The following is a 20,538-nucleotide window of genomic DNA, read 5'->3' on the forward strand; positions in this document are numbered from 1 at the left end:
GGTTAATCACCATATTATAAAGGGCCTGCTGTTAAATACCGCAGGCCCTTACTTTTACAGCCATTTTACCACATTTTTTGTGGATTTTTGAACAAAGGATCATGCGGTATTTTTTTCATATAGGTTATCATGGCACAAAGTATAGCGGCTGGCAAAAACATGCCGGCGTTGTAAGTGTGCAGGCAATCTTTGAAGCCGCACTAAGCAGGCTTTTAAAAACCCAAATAGCCATTAACGGCTGTGGCCGTACTGATGCTCATGTGCATGCCAGCCAGTTTTTTTTTCATATTGACGTAGAGCAGGAATGGGATTTTGACTTGTTTTTCAGGCTGAATAAAATTTTGCCGGATGATATCGCGGTATTTGACATTATCCCGATGCAGGGCCTGCCCCACGCCCGGTTTGATGCTGTGCAACGCTCTTACGATTACTTCATTCATACCTATAAGGACCCGTTTTTAAGTGGCTTTAGCGCGTTATACCCCGAAAAAAATTTCAACATTGATGAAATGAAAAAGGCGACGGCCCTGTTGCCGCTATATAGTGATTACCGTGGCTTCTGCAAAATGCCCGATAGGATTGAACATACTATCTGCAATGTGAGTTCGGCCGGGTTGTACGTAGATAAAACCGGGGACCGGCTGCGTTTCAACATATCGGCAAACCGTTTTTTAAGCAGGATGATCAGGATCATCATTGGCCGCCTGCTGGAAATTGGCCGCGGGGAGATGAGCGTTGACGAATTTGAGGGTTACCTTATCAGCAGGCAAACGCCAAAGATCATTATTCCTGCCTATCCGCAGGGTTTATACCTGTCAAAAGTGACTTATCCTTACCTTGATATTCCGGCCCGGCCTACCTTTTCGGGCCTGCTGCAAAAGGATGATGATGCGGTTTGGCACTCCATATAATATTGAAGAAACACTCCCCTCTTGCCTCCTGATTTTAATATCTTGACTCCCGGTATGGATATGAGCGGTATTTTAGGTAATTTCGCACTCTCAAATATTATTTAATAAGGTTCTCAGATGGTGTGGTTTGAAAAATTGAAGCTGAAAAAGCAACTGGTTAAGTCGGTAAATGAAGCTGGTTTCACAAACCCGAAAGAACTGCAACTAAAAACCTTGTCGAGAATAGTTGGTGGCCAGGACATTATCGCCATAGGTTATGAAGGCAGCGGCAAAACTACAACCTATGTTTTAGGTGTGTTAAACCGCTTTAACTATGCACCCGAGGGCGTTCCGCATGTATTGATCCTGGTACCCGAAAAAGAAGATGTATTAAGCGTAATTGAACAATTTGACCTGCTTAATAAAAATAAATCTATTAAAATTGTTGGCCTGTATGTAGCGCCGGGCATAGAAACGCAAATGGACGCGCTGGCAGATGGCGCCGATATTGTTGTTGCCACTCCCGACAGGGCAAGAGCCATATACCTCAAACTTGCCCTTAACCTCAACAAGGTTGTTCTTTTTGTGGTTGACGATGCCGATGAGATGATTAAAAAAGGCATGCAATTACCTGTAATTGAACTGGCCAACAGCATTGGCAAAAGCCAGAAACTGGTATTTACCGAGGTAATGCACAGCAAACTGGAAAAAATGTTGGCGCCTTTTATGCATGAGCCCGCCATCATCGAAGTTGAAGCATTAGCAGAAAAACCATTAGAAACACATCCGCAGTTATTATATAATGTACCAAACTTTGGCACCAAATTAAACCTGCTTAATTTATTCATGTACGATGAGGAGTTATTTACCAAAACCATTGTGTTTGTAAATACCCGTGCCACAGCAGATAAAGTATATAAAAGCCTCCAAACCCGCCTGCGTAGTGCCGTTGCCTATTTAAACCCACAATTTTTTGATAGCCCCGGTTTTAAAAGCATTGAAGACTTTAAGGCCGACGAAAATTCAAGGGTACTGTTGGTAGCTAATGAAAATGAAGAAACCATTAACCTTATAGATATCCCCTTCCTGATCCATTTTGACCTGCCGGCAGAAAAAGAGATCTTTATTGAGCGCATAACTAACCATTTACCGGGTAGTGAAAACGAAACCATGGCACTAACCTTTGCTACCGATCTTGAGCTTAGCCAGGTTAAAAAGATTGAACAGGCCATTGGTAAAAAAATATCCATGGCAGAGCTGCCCGAAGAATTAATAATTGAAAAAGATATAAAAGTTAAAAAGGAAGAGAAGGCGCCTAAGTCAAATCCCGATACTCCCATAGCAGGCGCGGCCTTTCACGAAAAAAAAGCGGCTAACTCAAAAACTTACAACTTTAGTTCGGGCCAAAAGGCTAAAATGAACAACAAGCGCAAGCACTAATTTTTTTTGGTAAAGTAGTGTATATACATGTTTTCAACCTTTTTGCGGGCCCAGGGTGTTTTGCGCAAAAATTTAAGGCTTGATGATATGCTGGGATCATCCAGGAAGCAATTGATCCTTATCTGGTAACCCAATTCGGCCCAACCAAAACGGGCCACCAGGTCGTTCAGTATCGTTTCTAAAGTTTTTCCATGAAGCGGATTATTTACTTGTTGCGGCATATGCAAAGGTAAATAAATATGTTTTACATCTTTTCACCTTAAGTAGCCAAAGTGTTAAAAGAGCATGGGGCTTTTGAGTTCGTTTTCCCGGAAACATAGTGTAAATTACAAGGTATTTTATTAATTTAACCTGCGCTAAAGCATAACTAAATTTATCTATCCCCGTTTAAATATATTTGACCGGCAATACCAAATAATTACTTAATTTCTAACGTCAAAGTTGTATACACAATATACCCCATTTAATAAACATCCTGATATCAATGAGTGGCTATAAGTTTTACCTGGTTTTATTTTTTCAAGCTATATCATTATCAGCAATTGCCCAGGATCAGCCTATTCATTTTCAGCATATTGGCAGCAAGGAGAACCTTTCAGAACTTAATGTAAACTCCATGATCCAGGGTAGCCGCGGCTTTATATGGGTAGGTACGCGCGACGGCTTAAACCGCTACGATGGCACTAAGTTTAAGATTTTCAGAAACAATATCAATGATAATACCAGCATCAGCAATAATTCTGTAAACCACATTGTTGAGGATAAAAATGGCGATATCTGGATAGCCACCAGCGGCGGTATTAATAAATACGATCGCCAAAAGAACCGCTTTTACCGTTATCTGCACAACGACAAACTACTAAACAGCCTTACAAACAATTTTACTGTAAATGTTGCCCTGGATAAGGATGGCAATTTATGGATAGCTACTTTAAAGGATGGTGTTGATGAATATATCGTCAGCCAAAACAAATTTGTTCACTACAAGTACAACAAGGATGATCCACACAGCCTGAGCGATGATCACGCCAGGGTTATTTATGTAGATGGTAAAAAAAATATATGGATAGGCACAGTATCCGGCCTAAATCTTTTTAATCCTAAAACCAAAAGTTTTACCAGTTTTAAATATGATGAAAACGACGACAGAACCATATCTTCAGACAGAATAACCAGCATTTTTGAGGATAGCAGCCACCGGCTATGGGTTGGCACCGGGAACGGGTTAAACTTATATGATGCCAATACGCTAACTTTTAAACATTTTAAAAACATTGCTAATAACACCAATTCGCTACCCTATAACGGGATACAATGCATCAGCGAAGACAGCAACCATAATTTATGGATAGGTACTGAAAACGGCGGGCTTAGCATTTTTAATTTTACCGAAGGCAAATTCAGCAACCACACCCAGGACGATATAGATAATACCAGTATCCCCAGCAACTCTGTGGATGTGATATTGAAAGATAAGTTTGGCAATATGTGGCTAAGTACCTTTGCATCAGGTATCAGCTTTTATAAAAAGACAAATGAAAATTTTGCACAATTTAAACACAGCTCACGGACCAACAGCTTATCCAATAATTTTGTACTAAGTATTACCGAAGATAAAAATCATAATATTTGGGTTGGCACTGATGGCGGCGGACTAAACCTGTTTGATATAAAAACAGGAACTTTTAAAGTTTATCGTTTTGATGCCCGGGATAAAACGAGTATTGGGGGCAATAATAACCTGGCCTTAAAAGAAGATGACAAAAATAATTTATGGATAGGTACCTGGGGCGATGGTGTAAGCGTAATGAATCTGCAAACCCGTAAATTCAAAACATACAAACACAATAAAAACGACTCTACCAGCCTAGGTGGCGACAACGTATACGCTATAACAACCACCCTTGATCATAAAATATGGATTGGCACGCTTGGACAAGGGCTTGATTTATTTGATCCTAAAACAAACAGTTTTATTCATTACAGGCATAAGGCAGGCGACCCTCAAAGTCTCAGCAGCGATAATATTAATTCGCTTTTAGGCGACTCGAGAGGTAACCTTTGGGTTGGCACCAATGATGGCGGCTTAAACCTTTTTAATGCAACAAGCAATACATTTAAAACTTTTAAATATGATGCATCAAAAAACAGCTTGAGCAACAATTCTGCTCTTGATCTGTTCGAAGATCATTCGGGGAACATATGGATATGCACTTATAATGGTTTAAATCGTTTTGATCCTAAAACAAACAAATTTACCGTTTATAAAGCCAGGGATGGCTTGCCTAATGATTACGCTTATGCCATAAGGGAAGATAATAACAACAACCTTTGGATAAGCGGCAACAATGGTCTGTCGAGATTCAACCCGCGGACAAGAAGGTTCAGAAATTTTACTACTGATGATGGTTTGCAGGCCGATGAGTTTAAACCACACTCCGCTGTAAAAAGTCATGATGGCACATTATATTTTGGCGGGGTTAACGGGTTCAACATGTTCGATCCTGATAGGATAACCCAAACCGTTTATGATCCCCCGCTGCGGTTAACCGATTTCCAGATATTTAATAAAAGTGTTCCTGTAGCCCAAACCGATGATGATCCTTCACCATTAAAGAGGGATATTGCTGAAACAAAATCTATCACTTTAACCCATGAGCAATCGGTTATTTCTTTTGAGTTTGTATCACTGGATTTTGCCCAGGTTAATAAAAAAGAATATGCATACCAGTTAGAAAACTTTGATAACAACTGGAACTATGTGGGCACCAAAAATACTGCCACGTATACCAATTTACCGGCAGGCGACTATAAATTCAAGGTAAAAAGCCGTAACAGCGATGGCAAATGGTCAAAGCATCAACTTAGTTTAAATCTCACCGTTTTACCTCCTTTCTGGCTTACCTGGTGGTTTATTTCGACCACAGTATTGCTTGTTCTTACTTTAATTTATAGCCTATACCGGTGGAAAGTTAACAGTATAGAAAAACAAAAAAAATTATTGGAAAAACAAGTTTCTGAACGTACTGCCGAGGTTTTATACCAGTCGGAAGCATTAAAAAAACAGTCGGATGATCTGCAGGTTCTAAATTCCGAACTGCAGGCACAATCTGAGGAGTTACAGGCCCTGAACGAGGAGCTGCTATCACAATCAGAAGAGCTTGAACTCCACATGACCCAGGAAAAGGAGGCCCGCGAAGAGGCCGACAAAGCTAACCAGGCCAAAAGCGTATTTCTGGCCACCATGAGTCATGAGATACGTACGCCTATGAATGGCGTAATTGGCATGGCTTCACTTTTAAGTGAAACGGGGCTTAACCACGAACAACGCGAATACACAGATACGATTATATCATGCGGTGACAGTTTGGTTAACGTTATCAATGATATTCTTGATTTTTCGAAGATAGAATCGGGCAAGATGGATATGGAGAAAGAGGATTTCGACCTGCGCCATTGTATTGAAGATGTGCTCGACTTGTTTTCGCCTAAAGCATCGCAACAAGGCCTTGAGCTGGTTTACCAAATAGATCCTGCTCTGCCCAACCAGGTTATTGGTGACAGCCTTCGCCTTAAACAGGTGATTAGCAATTTAATTAGCAATGCCCTGAAGTTTACGCAACAGGGCGAAGTATTTATAAAGGTTTTCCTTTCAAAAACCCATAGTAACAGTGATATCGAGATAGGTTTTAGTGTGATGGATACCGGAATAGGCATCCATGAAAAAAAGGTATCAAGCTTGTTCAATGCATTTTGGCAGGCCGATTCATCTACCACGCGTAAATATGGCGGCACTGGCTTGGGTTTGGTTATCTGCCAGCGTTTGGTAAAACTAATGGGAGGTGATATTTGGGTAGAAAGTGTTTACGGTGAAGGATCGGTATTTGCGTTTACTATTAACGTGGCGGTAAGCCAAAAGCAATCTAAATATGTACCGCTGGTATTTGATACCGCCATATTGGAAGGCAAAAAGGTATTGATTGTTGACGATAACAAAACCAACCTTTTTATCCTTAAAACCCAGTTAGAGCAATGGGGGCTGATTACTATAACCGCCTCGTCGGCAGCCGATGGCCTTGTATTGCTGGCTAATGATAAAGATTACAATCTTATCATTACCGATATGGAAATGCCCGGGATGGATGGTGTTGTTTTTGCAACTGCTGTTAAAGCGCAATATGCGCAACTGCCCATTATTATGCTAAGCTCTGTTGGCGATGGTTCAAAAACAAAATATCCGGGGTTGTTCTCGGCAATATTAACCAAGCCGGTTAAACAAAATCAACTCGGTAAAAGCATACAGGCTGAGTTGAAAGGTGATAGAAATCCCCCTGAAACAGAAATTAAAGCTGTAAAACTGCTTGATGAAAAATTTGCAGGTGAGTTCCCGCTCAATATCCTGGTTGCTGAAGATAACCTGGTAAATCAAAAACTCATCAGCCGCATGCTAAACAAGCTGGGGTACGAATTTGCACTGGCCGAGACCGGGCTTGAAGTATTGCAAAAATTAGATGAACAGGATTTTAACGTAATATTAATGGACATCCAGATGCCCGAAATGGATGGCTTTGAAGCAACACGCTCTATCCGCGAGAGCAACCGTAAACTACAACCCTTCATTATAGCCATGACCGCGAACGCGGGCCCCGATGACCGTGACCAGTGCATTAGCGAAGGAATGGACGATTACATTGCCAAACCCATGAAACCGGAAGGTTTAATAGCGGTTTTAAAAGCGGCGTATAAGATGATGAGATTGGTGGGTATAAGTAAATAATATTCCTGCGAGGTTAGTGTACCGTAACTCGTGAGTATAATGCTGCAAGCTCGCGGCAAATGATAAAACCTGGCGGCAGTTGAAAATCACCGTACTTCCTACCCCATCAATTCCTTCATCAGTTTATCAAAGGCCTCTTTCATTTCGGCCAGGTCTTGCTCTAATTTAGCGACGCGGGCTTCAAGGACACCGGATGATCTGCCGCCTGTTTCTTCCATTTCATCATCGTCGCTTATTTCGGGTATACCGGCTAACAAATGCGCATAGCGCTGCTCTTTTTGTCCGGGACGTTTAGGGAGTTGTACGATATAGGGCATAGCCGGGTCTGCCAGTTTCTCCAGCATTTCCTGCACTTCCTCAATCGATTCAAACTCATATAACCTTCCCGAATTGGTATTCAATTCACCCGGTGTTTGCGGACCGCGCAGTATCAGCAGGCAAATTAAAGCCACCTCGGCCGGTATCACGGGGAAAACTATTGCAAAATTGTGTTTGTATTTAATATTACGGATAGATCCCCCGGTTGCGGTCGATATCAGTCCGCGCCTTTTTAGTGTGTTCAGCGCCTCGGTAACCGTACTCTCATCATAGTTTACAACCGGCTTGCGCGATGTTTTCTGGTTACAGGCAGCAGTTAAACCATTGAGGGTCATTGGGTAATAATCCGGTGTGGTTTTGCTTTTTTCCATCAGTGAGCCAAGCACACGCAGTTCGGCCGCGTCAAGTATGGGTAAAGTTTGTGGTGAATCCATGGCTAAATATAAGCAGCTTTTTATAACCGCAAAAAAATGTAGCTTATTTTTAAAAGTGTGGCCATACTACAGTTAATAATATAGTGCAAATCCGTTACTTTGTATAATGGGATTGAAGGGTAGCTTTCGGCCTTCAGCTTTTGGCTTAAAAACATGTCTTTATTTATAACATCATTAAATTCGGGGAGTAATGGCAATTGCTATTACGTAGGGAACGAGCGGGAGGCTATATTGGTTGATGCCGGCATATCATGCCGTGAAACTGAAAAACGCATGGCCAGGCTTGGCCTCTCCATGAGCAAAGTAAAAGCCATTTTTGTATCCCATGAACATTCTGATCATATTCGGGGCATACCTGTATTAGCCAAAAAGTTTAACCTGCCGGTGTATATTACACCTGGTACATTACTTCATTTGGGCAATAGCGTAAACCTGCAACTTGTTCATCACCTGCGCGAATTTGAAACGGTAACTATTGGTGAACTGGAAATAACATCTTTCCCCAAAGTACATGACGCTACCGAACCCCATAGTTTTATCATCAGCTGCCGCGATATTAAGGTGGGTGTATTTACCGACCTGGGTATTGTATGCGATCAGCTGATCCGCTATTTTAGCCAGTGCCATGCCGCATTTTTGGAGGCTAATTATGACGAGGATATGTTAGAGCATGGCGGATACCCTTATCACCTGAAAAGACGGATCCGCGGCGGTAAAGGCCACCTGAGCAATAAACAGGCACTGGCATTGTTCATGACCCACCGACCAGCCCACATGACGCACTTGCTGTTATCCCACCTATCTAAAAACAATAACGATCCTAAATTGGTAGAAGACCTGTTTACCAACTGCGCCGACGGGATCAAAATAGTAGTTGCGTCAAGGTATGAGGAAACGCCCGTTTATTACATTGGCCATGCCGGTAATACCTTAGAAATAGCCGGCCAATTGGATTTGGGCTTTAATTCGCTGTAAAAATTATTCTGTTGCCCTATCCTGCTTAAATATGGTGCTTAGCATTTCATATAGTTCGGGATGATTGTGCTTCAATTCATCTGGCCTTTGGAAAAAATATTCGGCTACTACGGCAAAAAACTCCGCTTCGTTGGTAATGGCGTAAGGATTAATATCCGATTCGCCCTCTTCTATTTTACGAATCTCCTGGTGAATCATTTTAAGCCAGGGCAATACATATTCATGCGCCAGCAGATATTCGGGTACGCCATTGGTTGCTCCGTCACTTTTATCCAGCAGGTGCACAAACTCATGAATGGCTGTATTCTCCTTCCCTGCCCACCTGGAAAAACCTTTGGTTAAAGCAGCCCGCGACAAAATCATCTGTCCATTCATATATCCTGTACCTACCATACCCAGTATACTGCGGTTTTCGCCTTCAAACTGAAACTCACTATCAAAGGTATCCGGGTATAATATCACGTTAGTTAAATTCCTGTACTCCCAATCCTTAAACCCAAAGATGGGGATCACCGCGCTTGAAGCTATCATCACCCTATCGGTATCATCAACTATAGTACCTACACCTTCAATAGTAATTCCGTTAAGAAATGTATTTATTTTCTGTTCAAATATTTGTTTGCCAGTTTCATCCAATTGTTGATAAAATTGAATGTGCTGCTCCAGGATTGATCTGTAACCTGCATTAAGCGAGACTGTTTTTGCCTTATTGCTCTTTAAAAAGAAATAAGCAACCAGGGCAAAAACAATAAAGCCGATTAAAATAAAAGTCATATGGTAAATATCAGTATTATGTAGAAGCTTAAAGCAGAATGCACAAAGCTTAAAGCTAATAGATTGATTTTCAATCTTATTTAATCAATTTATTTAAATTAATTAATAGACTCCGTATAAGTAAGCAACAGCATAACCAAAGCAGCTATCAAAGTATTTAAAAAATTAACTGCATTATTGCTCATATAATGTTTTCGCTCCAGCAATGCCCCCATTACCGAATCGCTTAAATTTCCTGTTGTTCCGGCAATAACAATCCAGATCAAGTTTAAACTCCATCCAAAGCCAATGGCGTAAATTACCGCTATCACACAACTTCCGGCTATGCCTATCAATGTTCCTTCTAAACTAACCACGCCGTCCAGTCCCCGTTCATCAGCCTTCAGGGTAATAATATTGTAGAAACGCTTACCATAAACCGTACCCAATTCTGATGACAGCGTATCGGCCGTTGCCGAGGCAAAGCTGGCTGTCATCATCAGCACCAGTAAATGAGTGAGCTGAGGATACAGCAGCACCAATAATCCAATTATACCCGCTACACCCGCATTGGCCAGCACCTGCCCGGTTGTTCTGCCGCTTTTACGTTCTTCGGCAATAATAAAAGCTTGTTTTTTATTTTGTTGCCACGATGTAGCCGCCGATCCTAAAATAAAAAAGGTGGTCATCATGGCAATACCGGTAAAACCTGCACCTGTAAAAACAAAATAAGCTACTAGTCCCCCGGTTAACGCGGCAATAAAAGTTAGCTTTTTTGCTGTAACACTGTAAGATATGCCTGCAACAATGATAAGGGCCAGTAAGGTATTACTTGTGAACATAATAACCAAAGGTATTTATTGTGCCGGTAATTAAGCGTTCAATTCATACTTTTGCCCCAGCATGAAAGATATTTTAGGTCAGGCCATACACAATCATTATCACAAAAATCCACCGCACAAATTATGGATCAATAACCAGTATGGCCCAAAGGAAGAAATGCCTATAGAAATTTACTTCCGTGATGAGGACGATATGCCCGATATTGAATGGCTTGCACTTAATGAGTGCCGGGGTGAAGTACTTGACATTGGCGCAGGTGCAGGCAGCCACGCCCTGTTGCTGCAGGAACGCGGCTTTGATGTAACCGCCCTGGAGATCTCGGCCCTTGCTGCAGCCGTGATGCAGGCCCGTGGCGTAAAAAAAGTGATCACTGCTGATATATTTGAATTTAAGGACCGCAAATACGATACCCTGCTATTACTGATGAACGGAATAGGCCTGACAGGAACATTAGCAAACCTCAAAGTATTTTTAGCACATGTAAAAAGCCTGCTTAATAAGGGCGGGCAGCTATTATTCGATTCATCGGATATTGCTTACCTGTACGAAGGGAACCTTCCCGATACCGGTAAATACTACGGCGAGCTCAGCTACCAGTACCAATACAGCCGTGCAAAAACCGACTGGTTCCCATGGCTTTATGTAGATGAAAAAACATTAGCCACTATAGCCGAAGAAGCCGGGTTTGAAATGGAAGTTTTGCTGGAAGACGAGTATCAGCAGTATTTGGTGAGACTAAGCCCCCTCTAAATCTCCCACTGAAGGGGGAGACTTTTAAAAATTACCAGGACTATTAACTGATTTTCTCATTATAATTTTCCATATACTCCCTTGGCGAATTACCAGTTACTGACCGGAACACCCGGTTAAAATTGGTGATGCTTTTAAATCCGCATTTATAAGCCACCGATGCTATACTATCTGATTTATTAGCTGTAAGCATTTTGCAGGCTTCATTAACGCGCACCTCGTTTAAAAAGGTTATAAAAGTATTACCGGTATGCTTTTTAAAATAGCGGCAAAAAGATTCGGATGTCATAAACGCCGCTTTGGCCACATTATCCAACGTAATTGCCTGCGTATAATTTTGTATTATGTAGTTGTAAATATTGCCTATCCGTATCCCCTCGCTATCGGTAATACCCGGCAAATTTCCATAGGATGAAAGTGGTTGCAATTGCTCGCTTATCCCGCTTAACTCTTTCATTAATTGAATAAACTGCACCAATTGGTCTCCGCCATTGGTATCTCTCAAACCGGTAAGCTTATCAATTATTTTTTCAATATCGGCATTGGGCACTTTAAAACCCTGTTGGTGCTGATTAAGAAAAAGCTTATAAGCACGCATTTCGGGCAGATCAAAAAGAGCAGCAAGTATTCCATCAGGATTAAAAAAAATACTTAACGCGCTTATAGCGCCTTCAGTTTCATTTTCAAAATACTCCGGATTACTTTTAAATAAATGCGGCAGGTTGGCCCCTAATAAAAACACATCGCCGGGCTCAAAAGGATGCATGTTATTACCGGCTATGAGTGTGCCTTCGCCCTGCTGAATCCAGGTTAACTGTGTTTCTTTGTGCCTGTGCAGGTAGGGATAAAAATAAGGCAGGCTAAACTGATCGGCAATTACACTTTTATCGTGAGCAACAGGAATAGTAAACTGTAAAACCTTCATCTGGAATCCGTTTCAAACACAAAAAACAGACAAATGTTACCATAAAAATTCAATTTAGTGAAATTAAGGGTTAATATTTGATTAAACCACCAAAGATCAAAAAAAATCCCCCGGCTCAAATTGAAACGGGGGATAAATATTTGTTGTTATGATTTTATTAAAAATGGAATGCCAGTTTGGTAAAAATCCTCATGCCATTAGAGCCCATTTGTACGGCATCAAAAGGACCGCCCGATTCACTATCACCCCATGATGATTGATGAGCGCCTTCTGTAACAGCTAAATCAGGGTGTACGTTAAATATGTTATCTACACCAACAGTCCATGATATTTGTTTAGATATTTTATAAGATACATATAAATCGGTAGTAGCTTTTCCGTGGAAAACAAAGTTTTCAGGAACAACGCCATTGCCGTTATTCAAATCAACATAAGGGTCCCATCCGTTACCCGAAGCAGAAATGTTAGCGCCGCCCGGTCCGTCGGGATTTGCGCCTGGTACACTACTATAACCAAAGCCCTGCGTAGTCAGTTTGCCGTAATAAGTAATATGACTACCTGCCGCAAATTTGCCATATCCATATTCAAGCCCTAAAGAAAACTTTTCGCGGGGTGCAGAGGCCTTTAAAAAGGCAGCTTCCCTTGTACTAAAGTATGCCTGCTGGTGTGCATAAGTATCATTCAGCGCGGCCGGAATATTAACTTTATCAATTGTTATCCCTTGTATGTTACCGGCAAATAAAGCTGTGAATTTATTTTTACCCCACGATTTGCGATAATCTAACACAATGTCAATACCTCTGTTAGTTGTATTGACAGCATTGGTAAAAAAGTTGGCATTTGTTACATTATTAGCTATAAGGTAGTCTTTTAGCGCGGCTACCGAGGTATCAAAAGCACCTGTAATTACTATCCTGTTTTTAATTTTAATTAGATAACCATCCACGGTAACGTTCAACTCATGCGTTGGTTTCCATGTAAAGCCTAAGCTGGTATTGGTTGATGTTTCCTGTGTAAGTTTTGGAATCCCTACCTGGCGGGCGGCATCGGCATAATTTGGAATCAATTTAGCGTAAACCAGTTCACCTGCAATAATGTTAGTATTGGTATTGCTAAAATTCATTTGTTGCAGTGAAGGCGCCCTAAAGCCTGTACTAAATGAGGCCCTTAAATTAAAGTTGTCGCTTACTTTATAGCGGGATGCTAATTTAAATGTGCTTACTCCACCAAAATCCGAGTAATGTTCAAAACGGGCTGCACCATCAACCAGCCATGCTTTGGTTACATCTAAAGTACCTTCTATGTAAGCAGCTTCATTAGTTCTGTTGGCTGTAGTTGCGTCAGTTGGCTGGTAGCCAGGATATCCTTCGGACCCGGAAGCCTTAGGCACGCCGTTTAACAGCGCCCCGCCATTTCTATATGAGTCGGGCTCGCCGGCATATAATTTATAGCGTTCATACCTTAATTCTCCACCAAAAGATAGTGTAAATCCTTGAGCTACCTGGTCAAAATGCTTGGTTACATCTACATTGGCTGTGTTTTGTAAAAAGTTGAATCCCCCGTCGTTAAACCGGGTTTTGGTATATTGCTCGGGTAAAGGGAGGGAGGCATTAAAGGTTTGGTTACCCCAATAATGAAAATCATTATATCCTGTATTATTACTCAAATCCCAGTCCCAGCCATCTCCTATAGTACCTTTAAAACCCAACGCGCCCGACATATCTTTTATATAAACATCTTCCTGTGGATTGTAATATACATTGGCGGTATCTAAAGCCCCCGGTGTAGGGTCAAAAACACGCATAATGCCCGGTACAAATATTAACTTACCATTTTCATCAGTAGGGAATTTTATATGATTACTTCCACTGCTCCACCTGCGTGTCCAGGCATATACATTTGAATGTTTATAGTTATAGCCACCAAAAGAATAAAAAGTGGTTTGAGTACCTGCAATAGGAATTTCCATATTATACATTCCACCACCGGATTTAACAGAACCATCGCCAAATGCTCTTCTCCAGGCATTAACACCTAAGGCATTTGGATTTGTATCCCAGTTGGTTTCGGGTACAGCCCTGAAAGTTTTACCCTGATCCATGAAATTACCGCCAAAATTAATAAAGCCGCCGTTTTTACCAATCGCCAGCCCATAGTCCATCCCTAACGTAAAAGTTTTACCATCAACTTGGGAGCCTGTATAATATTGGGTTGGATCAACATTGTTCAGTGTATTGTATTTGTGATCATAATAACCACTGCCACCAATATTTATATTCAGTCGATTTACATCTTTTTTCAAAACGATATTAATAACCCCCGCGATGGCATCAGAACCATATTGCGCCGAAGCGCCGTCGCGCAGGATCTCTACCCTGTCAATAGCCGCTTCAGGTATCGCATTTAAGTCGGTACCACTGTTGCCGCGGCCACGGGTGCCTACCTGGTTCACAAATGCCGATAGGTGACGGCGTTTACCATTGATCAACACCAATGTTTGGTCGAAGCCCAGGCCACGCAAACTGGCAAAATCGATAGCATCAGAACCGTCGCCGCCACTTTGCTTATTGTAATTAAATGAAGGCACAGCCTGGTTCAGCTGGTTCATCAAATCGGGTTTTGCTGTAGTTTCGCCAATCTGGCTCGTCCGGAGCACATCTACTGGTACCGGCGAATCCATTTTAGTGCGACCACCGCCACGGCTTCCTACTACTACTACTTCTTTTAAAGCCTCCGAAGAAGTAAGCAGCTCTACATCCAGCACCTTGGTTTCACCCGTGGCAAGCTGTACGGTTACTATTTTCTTTTCAAAACCTATTGCCGAAAAACTTACCTGGTGTGAGCCAGCTTTTAAGGTTAAAGTATACTTACCATCAATGTCGGTTGTGGTGCCTGCACCTGCCGGTAATACTTTTATAGTCCCGGCACTTATGGTTTTACCGGCACTGGATACGGTCCCCGTAAGCTTTTGCGCAAAAAGCGGGGAGCAAAGCAATAAGAGCGCTCCAAAAAGAAAAAAATGTAGCTTTAAATTCATTGTTCGTTTGATTGATTAACTAATTATGTTGATTGACCCACAAATTAGATTAATTTTTCATAAAAACATCAGCACTTTATCAAAAACATTAAAATTTACTCAAAAACTACATCAATATTTTAACAAAAATTAAAAAAACATCAATAAAATAAAATAAATTAAACAAAATATAGACTGTTTTTCCATCATAAGTAAATTATACAATAGCTATCGATCTAATTTTTTTTCAATATAAATAAATTCTACAATATAAATAATCAAATGTCATGAATTTTAGTATAATAGATTAAAAAACACGACTAAAAATTAACTTTTATTTATTCTTAATTATTCTAAGTGTAAAATAAACACTAAATTCATTTACAAGCTCTTTTAAATTCGATACAGTCATTTCAGCACACCGGCACAATTGTACACGTATGGTTACTGCACCAATACAATGGAAGTGCATTGCCTTTTAGTTTTGTTAATGAGGATACCCTGCTGAATTTATTCACTCACAGGGCATCTGATTGCTATTCTTATAATTATTCAAACACCGTCACTAAAGAATTTTCAGTCTATAAGCAGTAGTCGTTTCAAAACCAGAAGTTTAACACGAAATTTAAAAAGAAAGGCAATCTTTTTAATTATCATAGTTTTACTCGCAAATAGTCGATATATTTATTAGGTTAAAAAAATCGAATTCCCAAAGCCCCTAAAACTCAAAACATCACGATGAACCAACTCCCCAAACGTCTTTTATCCATTGATGTGCTCCGTGCCATCACTATGCTACTTATGATATTTGTTAATGATGCCAGCGGCGTAAAGCACATCCCCGAATGGATAGATCACGCCGATGGGAAGGCAGACGCAATGGGTTTTGCAGATACCATTTTCCCGGCGTTTTTGTTCATTGTAGGGCTTTCGTTGCCTTTTGCCATCAAAAACAGGATGAACAAGGGCGATTCATTTTCATCAATATTAATGTATATCCTTACCCGCAGCGCTGCATTGATTATTATGGGCTTTTTTCATGTAAACCTGGAAAACTATAGCCTTACGGGGGGTATTATTCCGCAAGCCTTGTGGGCCATATTAATAACTATTGGTTTCTTCCTCATCTGGCTGGATTATCCCGAAACCATGGCCAAAACAAAGCGATACACCCTAATAGGCACAGGAATTTTACTGCTCATTGTTATGGCTGTTATTTATAAGGGAGGCGAGGATGGTGTAATTCAAGGTATGCGCCCTTACTGGTGGGGCATATTGGGTATCATAGGCTGGGCTTACCTGGTATGTGCGCTGGTATACCTTTTGGCCAAAGGAAAAATAAATATCCTGGTAATTGCCCTGCTTGCTTTTGTAGCTATAAATATTGCCAGGCATACCGGTGTTTTCAAGTTTAAAATTCCGGTGCTGGGCGATGCCTCAGCAGCATGTTTGGTAATGGGTGGCGTTATGATCACGGAGATCTATGCGCTGCTCGTGTCAAAAAGCAAAACACAATTATTGTGGGTAATATTTGGCGCAACAGGCTTATTACTAATTGTACTGGCTTTTTTGATCCGTCCGTATGCCGACGGCATTTCAAAAATTCGCTCTACCCCGGCCTGGATCTTTATCTGCAGCGGGATTACCATATTGGTTTTCGAGCTGATGATATTCCTGGTGGATGTTAAGGGTAAAAAGAATTGGTTTAAACTGATCTGGCCTGCCGGAACCAGTACGCTTACCTGCTACCTGCTGCCCTACTTTCAAGTGTTTATATTGAAGCTTTTCCACTTAAAGTACCCCTATATATTTAATAATGGAATCATCGGGCTGGCGCGATCCATGGCTACCGGGTTTATATTGATAGCCCTGGTTGGTTTAATGGAGAAGAAACGTATCCGTTTAAAAATCTGAAGCCTTAAGTCTTGAGTCGGAAGCCTTAAGTCAAGAGTCACAAATTGGAATTCAAACTTGGTACTTAAGACTATTGACTTAAGACTTACTACTTAACACCAGCAGCCCATAAAATAGCATTTGTAACCAACTTTACCCAGGCCGGGTTATCCAACAGGTTTGGTGAATGGCCCATAAAAATATAAACGTTGCGGGCTTTAACATGCTCATTGATCCATACCACAGGGTGATCACCCATTTTTATATCGCCCTGTGGTTCATAGGTTGATTCATCAACGCTTGCCAGTACATGAACATTGGGTCGCGGGCTTTTATCATAAGTATACCACTCCTCCTTTTCAATCGGGAAGGACGCGGGCATACCCTTCATAACCGGATGCTGCTTATCCTCCACATTTACTTGTCCTTTAGCAAACGTTCCTATATAATTTTTCCAGCTGATGCCACCCATAAAATTCGAATACCATTGCCATTCGTGAAATCCGTCAAACTCGCCAAGTAAGGTGGCATGATGAAAACCGACCCATCCACCCTTACCCCCGGCAATATATTTTTGAAAAGCGGCCATGGCGGTATCGGACCAGCCATAGGGTACATAATCCAGTTGCAAAAACAATTGGTAATGGCTTAAAAATTCATCGTCAATTTTATCTGGGCTTTGGATATAGTCGATAGTAAACCCCTTTTCGGCAGCCAGTTTATCCAGCCATACTTTAGCACGTTTTGAAAACGCTATATGGTGGCCTCCGTTCTCATATAAAGCCAGCACCTTAAAATGTTTTGACTGAGCTTTTAAACTAACCGGGGCAAAAAGAACGAGTATAATAAGAAATAGTAATTTTTTCATGGGGGTGTTTGTCATTAAATTCAGGATACTCCACCGATGGAACCAAAATCTATTTGTCCCATCAAATTAATCTACTCATGTAAAGCAACAGCAAGCAGGTACCAGGCAGTGTGTGGCAGCCACTGCTCGGCCCAGCGCCAATCGTAATCGTTGTGGATCTGGGCGTATGAAAGGTTAAAATCGATATCGTTTTCATCATTCAGCCCCGATGTTATGCCGTTTACAATACCACCGGGCGCATTGGTATATTCAAATGTACCAAAGAAGCCATATGCCGGGTTATTATGCCCCGTGCCTTGCAGCATACTGGCGTCAAAGGGATTAAGTCCAAGCACCCAATTCAACTGATCAATGGCGAAAGTTTCCAGTTGATCATGGAATGGCTTATCATCGGTAAACAAACCGGCAGCCAGCCTGGCCGCGGCAGCCATTGATGATAGCCGTGCGTTTTCGCCCTGCCACCATGGCGAGGCATCGCTTCCATGCGGGAAGAAGAATGATGTGCGCCTTTTGCCCAAAGTATCCTGCACCAGTTGGCGGCTGTAACCAAAGGGGTTATTCACTTCGTGCGTCACCTTTAACTCAAACTCAAAGGAGCTTTTGACGGCTTTTGTAATAGTCGCCTGCATCCCTGCATCAGCATAGGGGTAATAATAGATGAGGCTGGCCACAGGCAAACCCGCATCTGATGGATGGAAGAAAGGCCTGTCGGTATTATCGGCGCGCCAATAGTTTTTATAATCTTTCCATGTTGATAGGCGGCTTAATAAGCTATTGGCACGTTTGGTTGCGGCAGCTAAATACTCAGGTTTCTTGCTCGCTTTGTATAATTCGGTGGCTGCACTTAAGGCGCAATAATCATCAAGTATATTTTCTTTACCATCAAAAGTCATGAGTTTATTATTCTTTTCCAGGAATTTAAAAGCGTTTTCGGCTGCCCGCAGGTATTGGGCATTGCTAAAATCGCCACTTGCTTTTGCCGTTGATGCCATAGCAAGGGCGGCAATGGCAATACCGCCGCCAGAGCGATAACTGGCCTGGTAGCGGTGCCAATCGACGTTTTGGGAGCTATTATTGAAGGGTTGATCTTTGGTTTGTTTAATGCGATAGGATGCATCTTCGGCACGAATCACCCTATCCTTAGCCAGCTTACCCGGCCCAGGCGCAGATACCGACCTGTAGAACGAACCATCCTTAGCCTGGATCCTTACCAGGTAGTCGGCGCCATAAATGGCCTCATCCAAAACCCGGCGGTTAATCTGGCGAAAATCGGTCACCGTTTTTTTATTAAGTAACTCATAGGTTTTAAATAAACTATAAACCACTAAAGAGATTTGCTGCGGATTAAAATACAGCGAGAACGACAAATGCGAAAGGTGTTTACCATAATCGCCTGTAGCATCGTACCAGCCTCCATGGGCATCAATGGTATCAGCGGTTTTCCCGGCTAACGGCAGGTGGTGATCGGCCTTGTCAATCTCCCCCGCACTGCGCTGCCCTTTAAAGTAATACACCACATCGCTCATGGTAGCCTGCTCCAAAATATTTTTACCAATTTTAAACGGATACGAGCTTACCTTTTTACCTGCAACGTCAATCTCTATCCTATAATTACCATCCGTATTAAAACCGCTGAAATCAATGGTATAAAATTCCCGGCCTTTCCAGCCATTCACTTTACCACTGTAATCAGGTTTGCCACTGAATACGGTTTTATCAGCTTCATCCAATAATTTAAATGAGCCGATGGCGTATTGCTTATCGGTTACCACAATAGCTTTTTTTGCCTGGGTATCTTCGTAACCAACCTGGTTGGTTACTACTTTTATATTTTGCGCGAAGGCAATGCCGGGCAGGGCTATCGCGACGAGGAAAGACGATACTGTTTTATTGATCATGGATTAGTGTATTCTTAATGTCATATGCGTTGTGTAGGCCATCCTCCCACCAGGAAGAAAATCGCACCGGCCTTATTTTGCTTTTTCTTCCATCACTTTACCTCCACCGAATATAATAAATTATGCCCTCTTATATATTGCATTCTTATCCAAACAAAAATCATAACAAGCATTTTACATTACTGATCCTTACAGCCATACATCACCATTTCTCATATTAACATTACCCCATTAAAATGTCAAAAGGCTTTGTTAAAAAATTCGATATCTTTAAACAATCAATCATTTACCTCATGAAAAAAGGACTGCTGTTATTGGGTTTTACACTTTTATTCGCTTTTGATTCTTTTAGCCAGGATCAGAAAGCTATGCTTTATAGCAAGGATCCAAAACTTGCCAAAAACAAAAAACTGGTTTATGATTTTTGGCGTGAAGTGTTAGAAGGCGGGCACCTTGAGCTGGCTCCCCAATATTTACTCCCAACTTATATTCAGCATAACCCAAACGTTCCAACCGGCAGGCAGGGCTTTATTGATTTTTTTTCGAAGTTTGCCAAACAACAACCTATCAGTGCAACCATTAAAGCAAACCTGATCTCGATAGTTGCCGAAGGTGATTGGGTAGTATTAAGTTTTAAAGATGAACACCCCGATCCAAAAGCACCCGGCAAAAAATACACAACCGCCTGGTTCGATATGCTGCGTGTAGAGAATGACAAAATAGCCGAGCATTGGGATAATGCGCTTAAAGAATAATCT

15 protein-coding genes are annotated in these 20,538 nt (G+C 41.5%); 7 read left to right on the forward strand and 8 right to left on the reverse strand.

All coding sequences use genetic code 11. The features are described from left to right. The first annotated feature begins 101 nt into the window (after positions 1 to 101). Together AC1DO4_RS07610 and AC1DO4_RS07615 are read left to right on the forward strand one after the other, a co-directional pair. Positions 102 to 911, forward strand: a complete 810-nt coding sequence (locus tag AC1DO4_RS07610; protein WP_477414455.1) for a tRNA pseudouridine synthase A — start codon at positions 102 to 104, stop codon at positions 909 to 911. 117 nt (positions 912 to 1,028) lie between these two features. Continuing rightward, positions 1,029 to 2,330, forward strand: coding sequence for a DEAD/DEAH box helicase (locus AC1DO4_RS07615; RefSeq protein WP_477414457.1), 1,302 nt, complete (start codon positions 1,029 to 1,031; stop codon positions 2,328 to 2,330). On the opposite strand, the gene AC1DO4_RS07620 is transcribed toward AC1DO4_RS07615, so the two are convergent. After that, positions 2,327 to 2,551, reverse strand: a complete 225-nt coding sequence (locus AC1DO4_RS07620; protein ID WP_477414459.1) for a VF530 family protein — start codon at positions 2,549 to 2,551, stop codon at positions 2,327 to 2,329. The two genes, AC1DO4_RS07615 and AC1DO4_RS07620, sit on opposite strands and share 4 nt — an antisense overlap. A 263-nt stretch (positions 2,552 to 2,814) precedes the next feature. Here AC1DO4_RS07620 and AC1DO4_RS07625 point away from each other — a divergent pair, with 263 nt between their 5' ends. Further along, positions 2,815 to 7,107 carry a hybrid sensor histidine kinase/response regulator gene (locus AC1DO4_RS07625; protein ID WP_477414461.1) on the forward strand — a complete coding sequence of 1,431 codons (4,293 nt, stop codon included), beginning with the start codon at positions 2,815 to 2,817 and terminating at the stop codon, positions 7,105 to 7,107. A gap of 98 nt (positions 7,108 to 7,205) precedes the next feature. Here the strand turns inward: AC1DO4_RS07625 and AC1DO4_RS07630 are convergent, their stop codons facing one another. Then, positions 7,206 to 7,859 (reverse strand): YceH family protein, encoded by a 654-nt coding sequence (locus tag AC1DO4_RS07630; RefSeq protein ID WP_477414463.1) that lies wholly within the window; start codon positions 7,857 to 7,859, stop codon positions 7,206 to 7,208. Positions 7,860 to 8,012: 153 nt separating this feature from the next. Between AC1DO4_RS07630 and AC1DO4_RS07635 the strand changes: the two genes are divergently transcribed. Further along, entirely contained in the window at positions 8,013 to 8,834 is an 822-nt protein-coding gene (locus AC1DO4_RS07635) for an MBL fold metallo-hydrolase (protein ID WP_477414465.1), read from the forward strand. Positions 8,835 to 8,837: 3 nt separating this feature from the next. On the opposite strand, the gene AC1DO4_RS07640 is transcribed toward AC1DO4_RS07635, so the two are convergent. Both AC1DO4_RS07640 and AC1DO4_RS07645 read right to left on the reverse strand, forming a co-directional pair. Beyond that, entirely contained in the window at positions 8,838 to 9,608 is a 771-nt protein-coding gene (locus AC1DO4_RS07640; RefSeq protein WP_477414467.1) for a M90 family metallopeptidase, read from the reverse strand. 98 nt (positions 9,609 to 9,706) lie between these two features. Then, positions 9,707 to 10,429 (reverse strand): DUF92 domain-containing protein, encoded by a 723-nt coding sequence (locus AC1DO4_RS07645; protein WP_477414469.1) that lies wholly within the window; start codon positions 10,427 to 10,429, stop codon positions 9,707 to 9,709. 61 nt (positions 10,430 to 10,490) lie between these two features. Between AC1DO4_RS07645 and AC1DO4_RS07650 the strand changes: the two genes are divergently transcribed. Then, entirely contained in the window at positions 10,491 to 11,180 is a 690-nt protein-coding gene (locus tag AC1DO4_RS07650; RefSeq protein WP_477414471.1) for a class I SAM-dependent methyltransferase, read from the forward strand. 43 nt (positions 11,181 to 11,223) lie between these two features. On the opposite strand, the gene AC1DO4_RS07655 is transcribed toward AC1DO4_RS07650, so the two are convergent. Beyond that, positions 11,224 to 12,105, reverse strand: coding sequence for an AraC family transcriptional regulator (locus AC1DO4_RS07655; protein ID WP_477414473.1), 882 nt, complete (start codon positions 12,103 to 12,105; stop codon positions 11,224 to 11,226). Positions 12,106 to 12,262: 157 nt separating this feature from the next. Next, positions 12,263 to 15,142 (reverse strand): TonB-dependent receptor, encoded by a 2,880-nt coding sequence (locus AC1DO4_RS07660; protein ID WP_477414476.1) that lies wholly within the window; start codon positions 15,140 to 15,142, stop codon positions 12,263 to 12,265. Positions 15,143 to 15,859: 717 nt separating this feature from the next. Between AC1DO4_RS07660 and AC1DO4_RS07665 the strand changes: the two genes are divergently transcribed. After that, positions 15,860 to 17,035, forward strand: coding sequence for a DUF5009 domain-containing protein (locus AC1DO4_RS07665; RefSeq protein WP_477414478.1), 1,176 nt, complete (start codon positions 15,860 to 15,862; stop codon positions 17,033 to 17,035). Between the two features lie 88 nt (positions 17,036 to 17,123). On the opposite strand, the gene AC1DO4_RS07670 is transcribed toward AC1DO4_RS07665, so the two are convergent. Both AC1DO4_RS07670 and AC1DO4_RS07675 read right to left on the reverse strand, forming a co-directional pair. Beyond that, positions 17,124 to 17,882, reverse strand: a complete 759-nt coding sequence (locus AC1DO4_RS07670) for a ThuA domain-containing protein (protein ID WP_477414480.1) — start codon at positions 17,880 to 17,882, stop codon at positions 17,124 to 17,126. A 71-nt stretch (positions 17,883 to 17,953) separates the two neighbouring features. Then, positions 17,954 to 19,780 (reverse strand): glycoside hydrolase family 9 protein, encoded by a 1,827-nt coding sequence (locus AC1DO4_RS07675; RefSeq protein ID WP_477414482.1) that lies wholly within the window; start codon positions 19,778 to 19,780, stop codon positions 17,954 to 17,956. A 293-nt stretch (positions 19,781 to 20,073) separates the two neighbouring features. On the opposite strand from AC1DO4_RS07675, the gene AC1DO4_RS07680 reads away from it, so the two are divergent. After that, on the forward strand, positions 20,074 to 20,535 hold the full coding sequence (locus AC1DO4_RS07680) for a nuclear transport factor 2 family protein (protein ID WP_477414484.1): 462 nt from the start codon (positions 20,074 to 20,076) through the stop codon (positions 20,533 to 20,535). Positions 20,536 to 20,538 lie beyond the last annotated feature (3 nt).

It is taken from the genome of Mucilaginibacter sp. P5_A6, from assembly GCF_056400585.1.

Excerpts from the sequence above, each read along its gene's own strand:
- AC1DO4_RS07610 (WP_477414455.1), top strand. The coding sequence starts at position 102 with ATGCGGTATTTTTTTCATATAGGTTATCATGGCACAAAGTATAGCGGC.
- AC1DO4_RS07615 (WP_477414457.1), top strand. The coding sequence starts at position 1,029 with ATGGTGTGGTTTGAAAAATTGAAGCTGAAAAAGCAACTGGTTAAGTCG.
- AC1DO4_RS07620 (WP_477414459.1), bottom strand. The coding sequence starts at position 2,551 with ATGCCGCAACAAGTAAATAATCCGCTTCATGGAAAAACTTTAGAAACG.
- AC1DO4_RS07625 (WP_477414461.1), top strand. The coding sequence starts at position 2,815 with ATGAGTGGCTATAAGTTTTACCTGGTTTTATTTTTTCAAGCTATATCA.
- AC1DO4_RS07630 (WP_477414463.1), bottom strand. The coding sequence starts at position 7,859 with ATGGATTCACCACAAACTTTACCCATACTTGACGCGGCCGAACTGCGT.
- AC1DO4_RS07635 (WP_477414465.1), top strand. The coding sequence starts at position 8,013 with ATGTCTTTATTTATAACATCATTAAATTCGGGGAGTAATGGCAATTGC.
- AC1DO4_RS07640 (WP_477414467.1), bottom strand. The coding sequence starts at position 9,608 with ATGACTTTTATTTTAATCGGCTTTATTGTTTTTGCCCTGGTTGCTTAT.
- AC1DO4_RS07645 (WP_477414469.1), bottom strand. The coding sequence starts at position 10,429 with ATGTTCACAAGTAATACCTTACTGGCCCTTATCATTGTTGCAGGCATA.
- AC1DO4_RS07650 (WP_477414471.1), top strand. The coding sequence starts at position 10,491 with ATGAAAGATATTTTAGGTCAGGCCATACACAATCATTATCACAAAAAT.
- AC1DO4_RS07655 (WP_477414473.1), bottom strand. The coding sequence starts at position 12,105 with ATGAAGGTTTTACAGTTTACTATTCCTGTTGCTCACGATAAAAGTGTA.
- AC1DO4_RS07660 (WP_477414476.1), bottom strand. The coding sequence starts at position 15,142 with ATGAATTTAAAGCTACATTTTTTTCTTTTTGGAGCGCTCTTATTGCTT.
- AC1DO4_RS07665 (WP_477414478.1), top strand. The coding sequence starts at position 15,860 with ATGAACCAACTCCCCAAACGTCTTTTATCCATTGATGTGCTCCGTGCC.
- AC1DO4_RS07670 (WP_477414480.1), bottom strand. The coding sequence starts at position 17,882 with ATGAAAAAATTACTATTTCTTATTATACTCGTTCTTTTTGCCCCGGTT.
- AC1DO4_RS07675 (WP_477414482.1), bottom strand. The coding sequence starts at position 19,780 with ATGATCAATAAAACAGTATCGTCTTTCCTCGTCGCGATAGCCCTGCCC.
- AC1DO4_RS07680 (WP_477414484.1), top strand. The coding sequence starts at position 20,074 with ATGAAAAAAGGACTGCTGTTATTGGGTTTTACACTTTTATTCGCTTTT.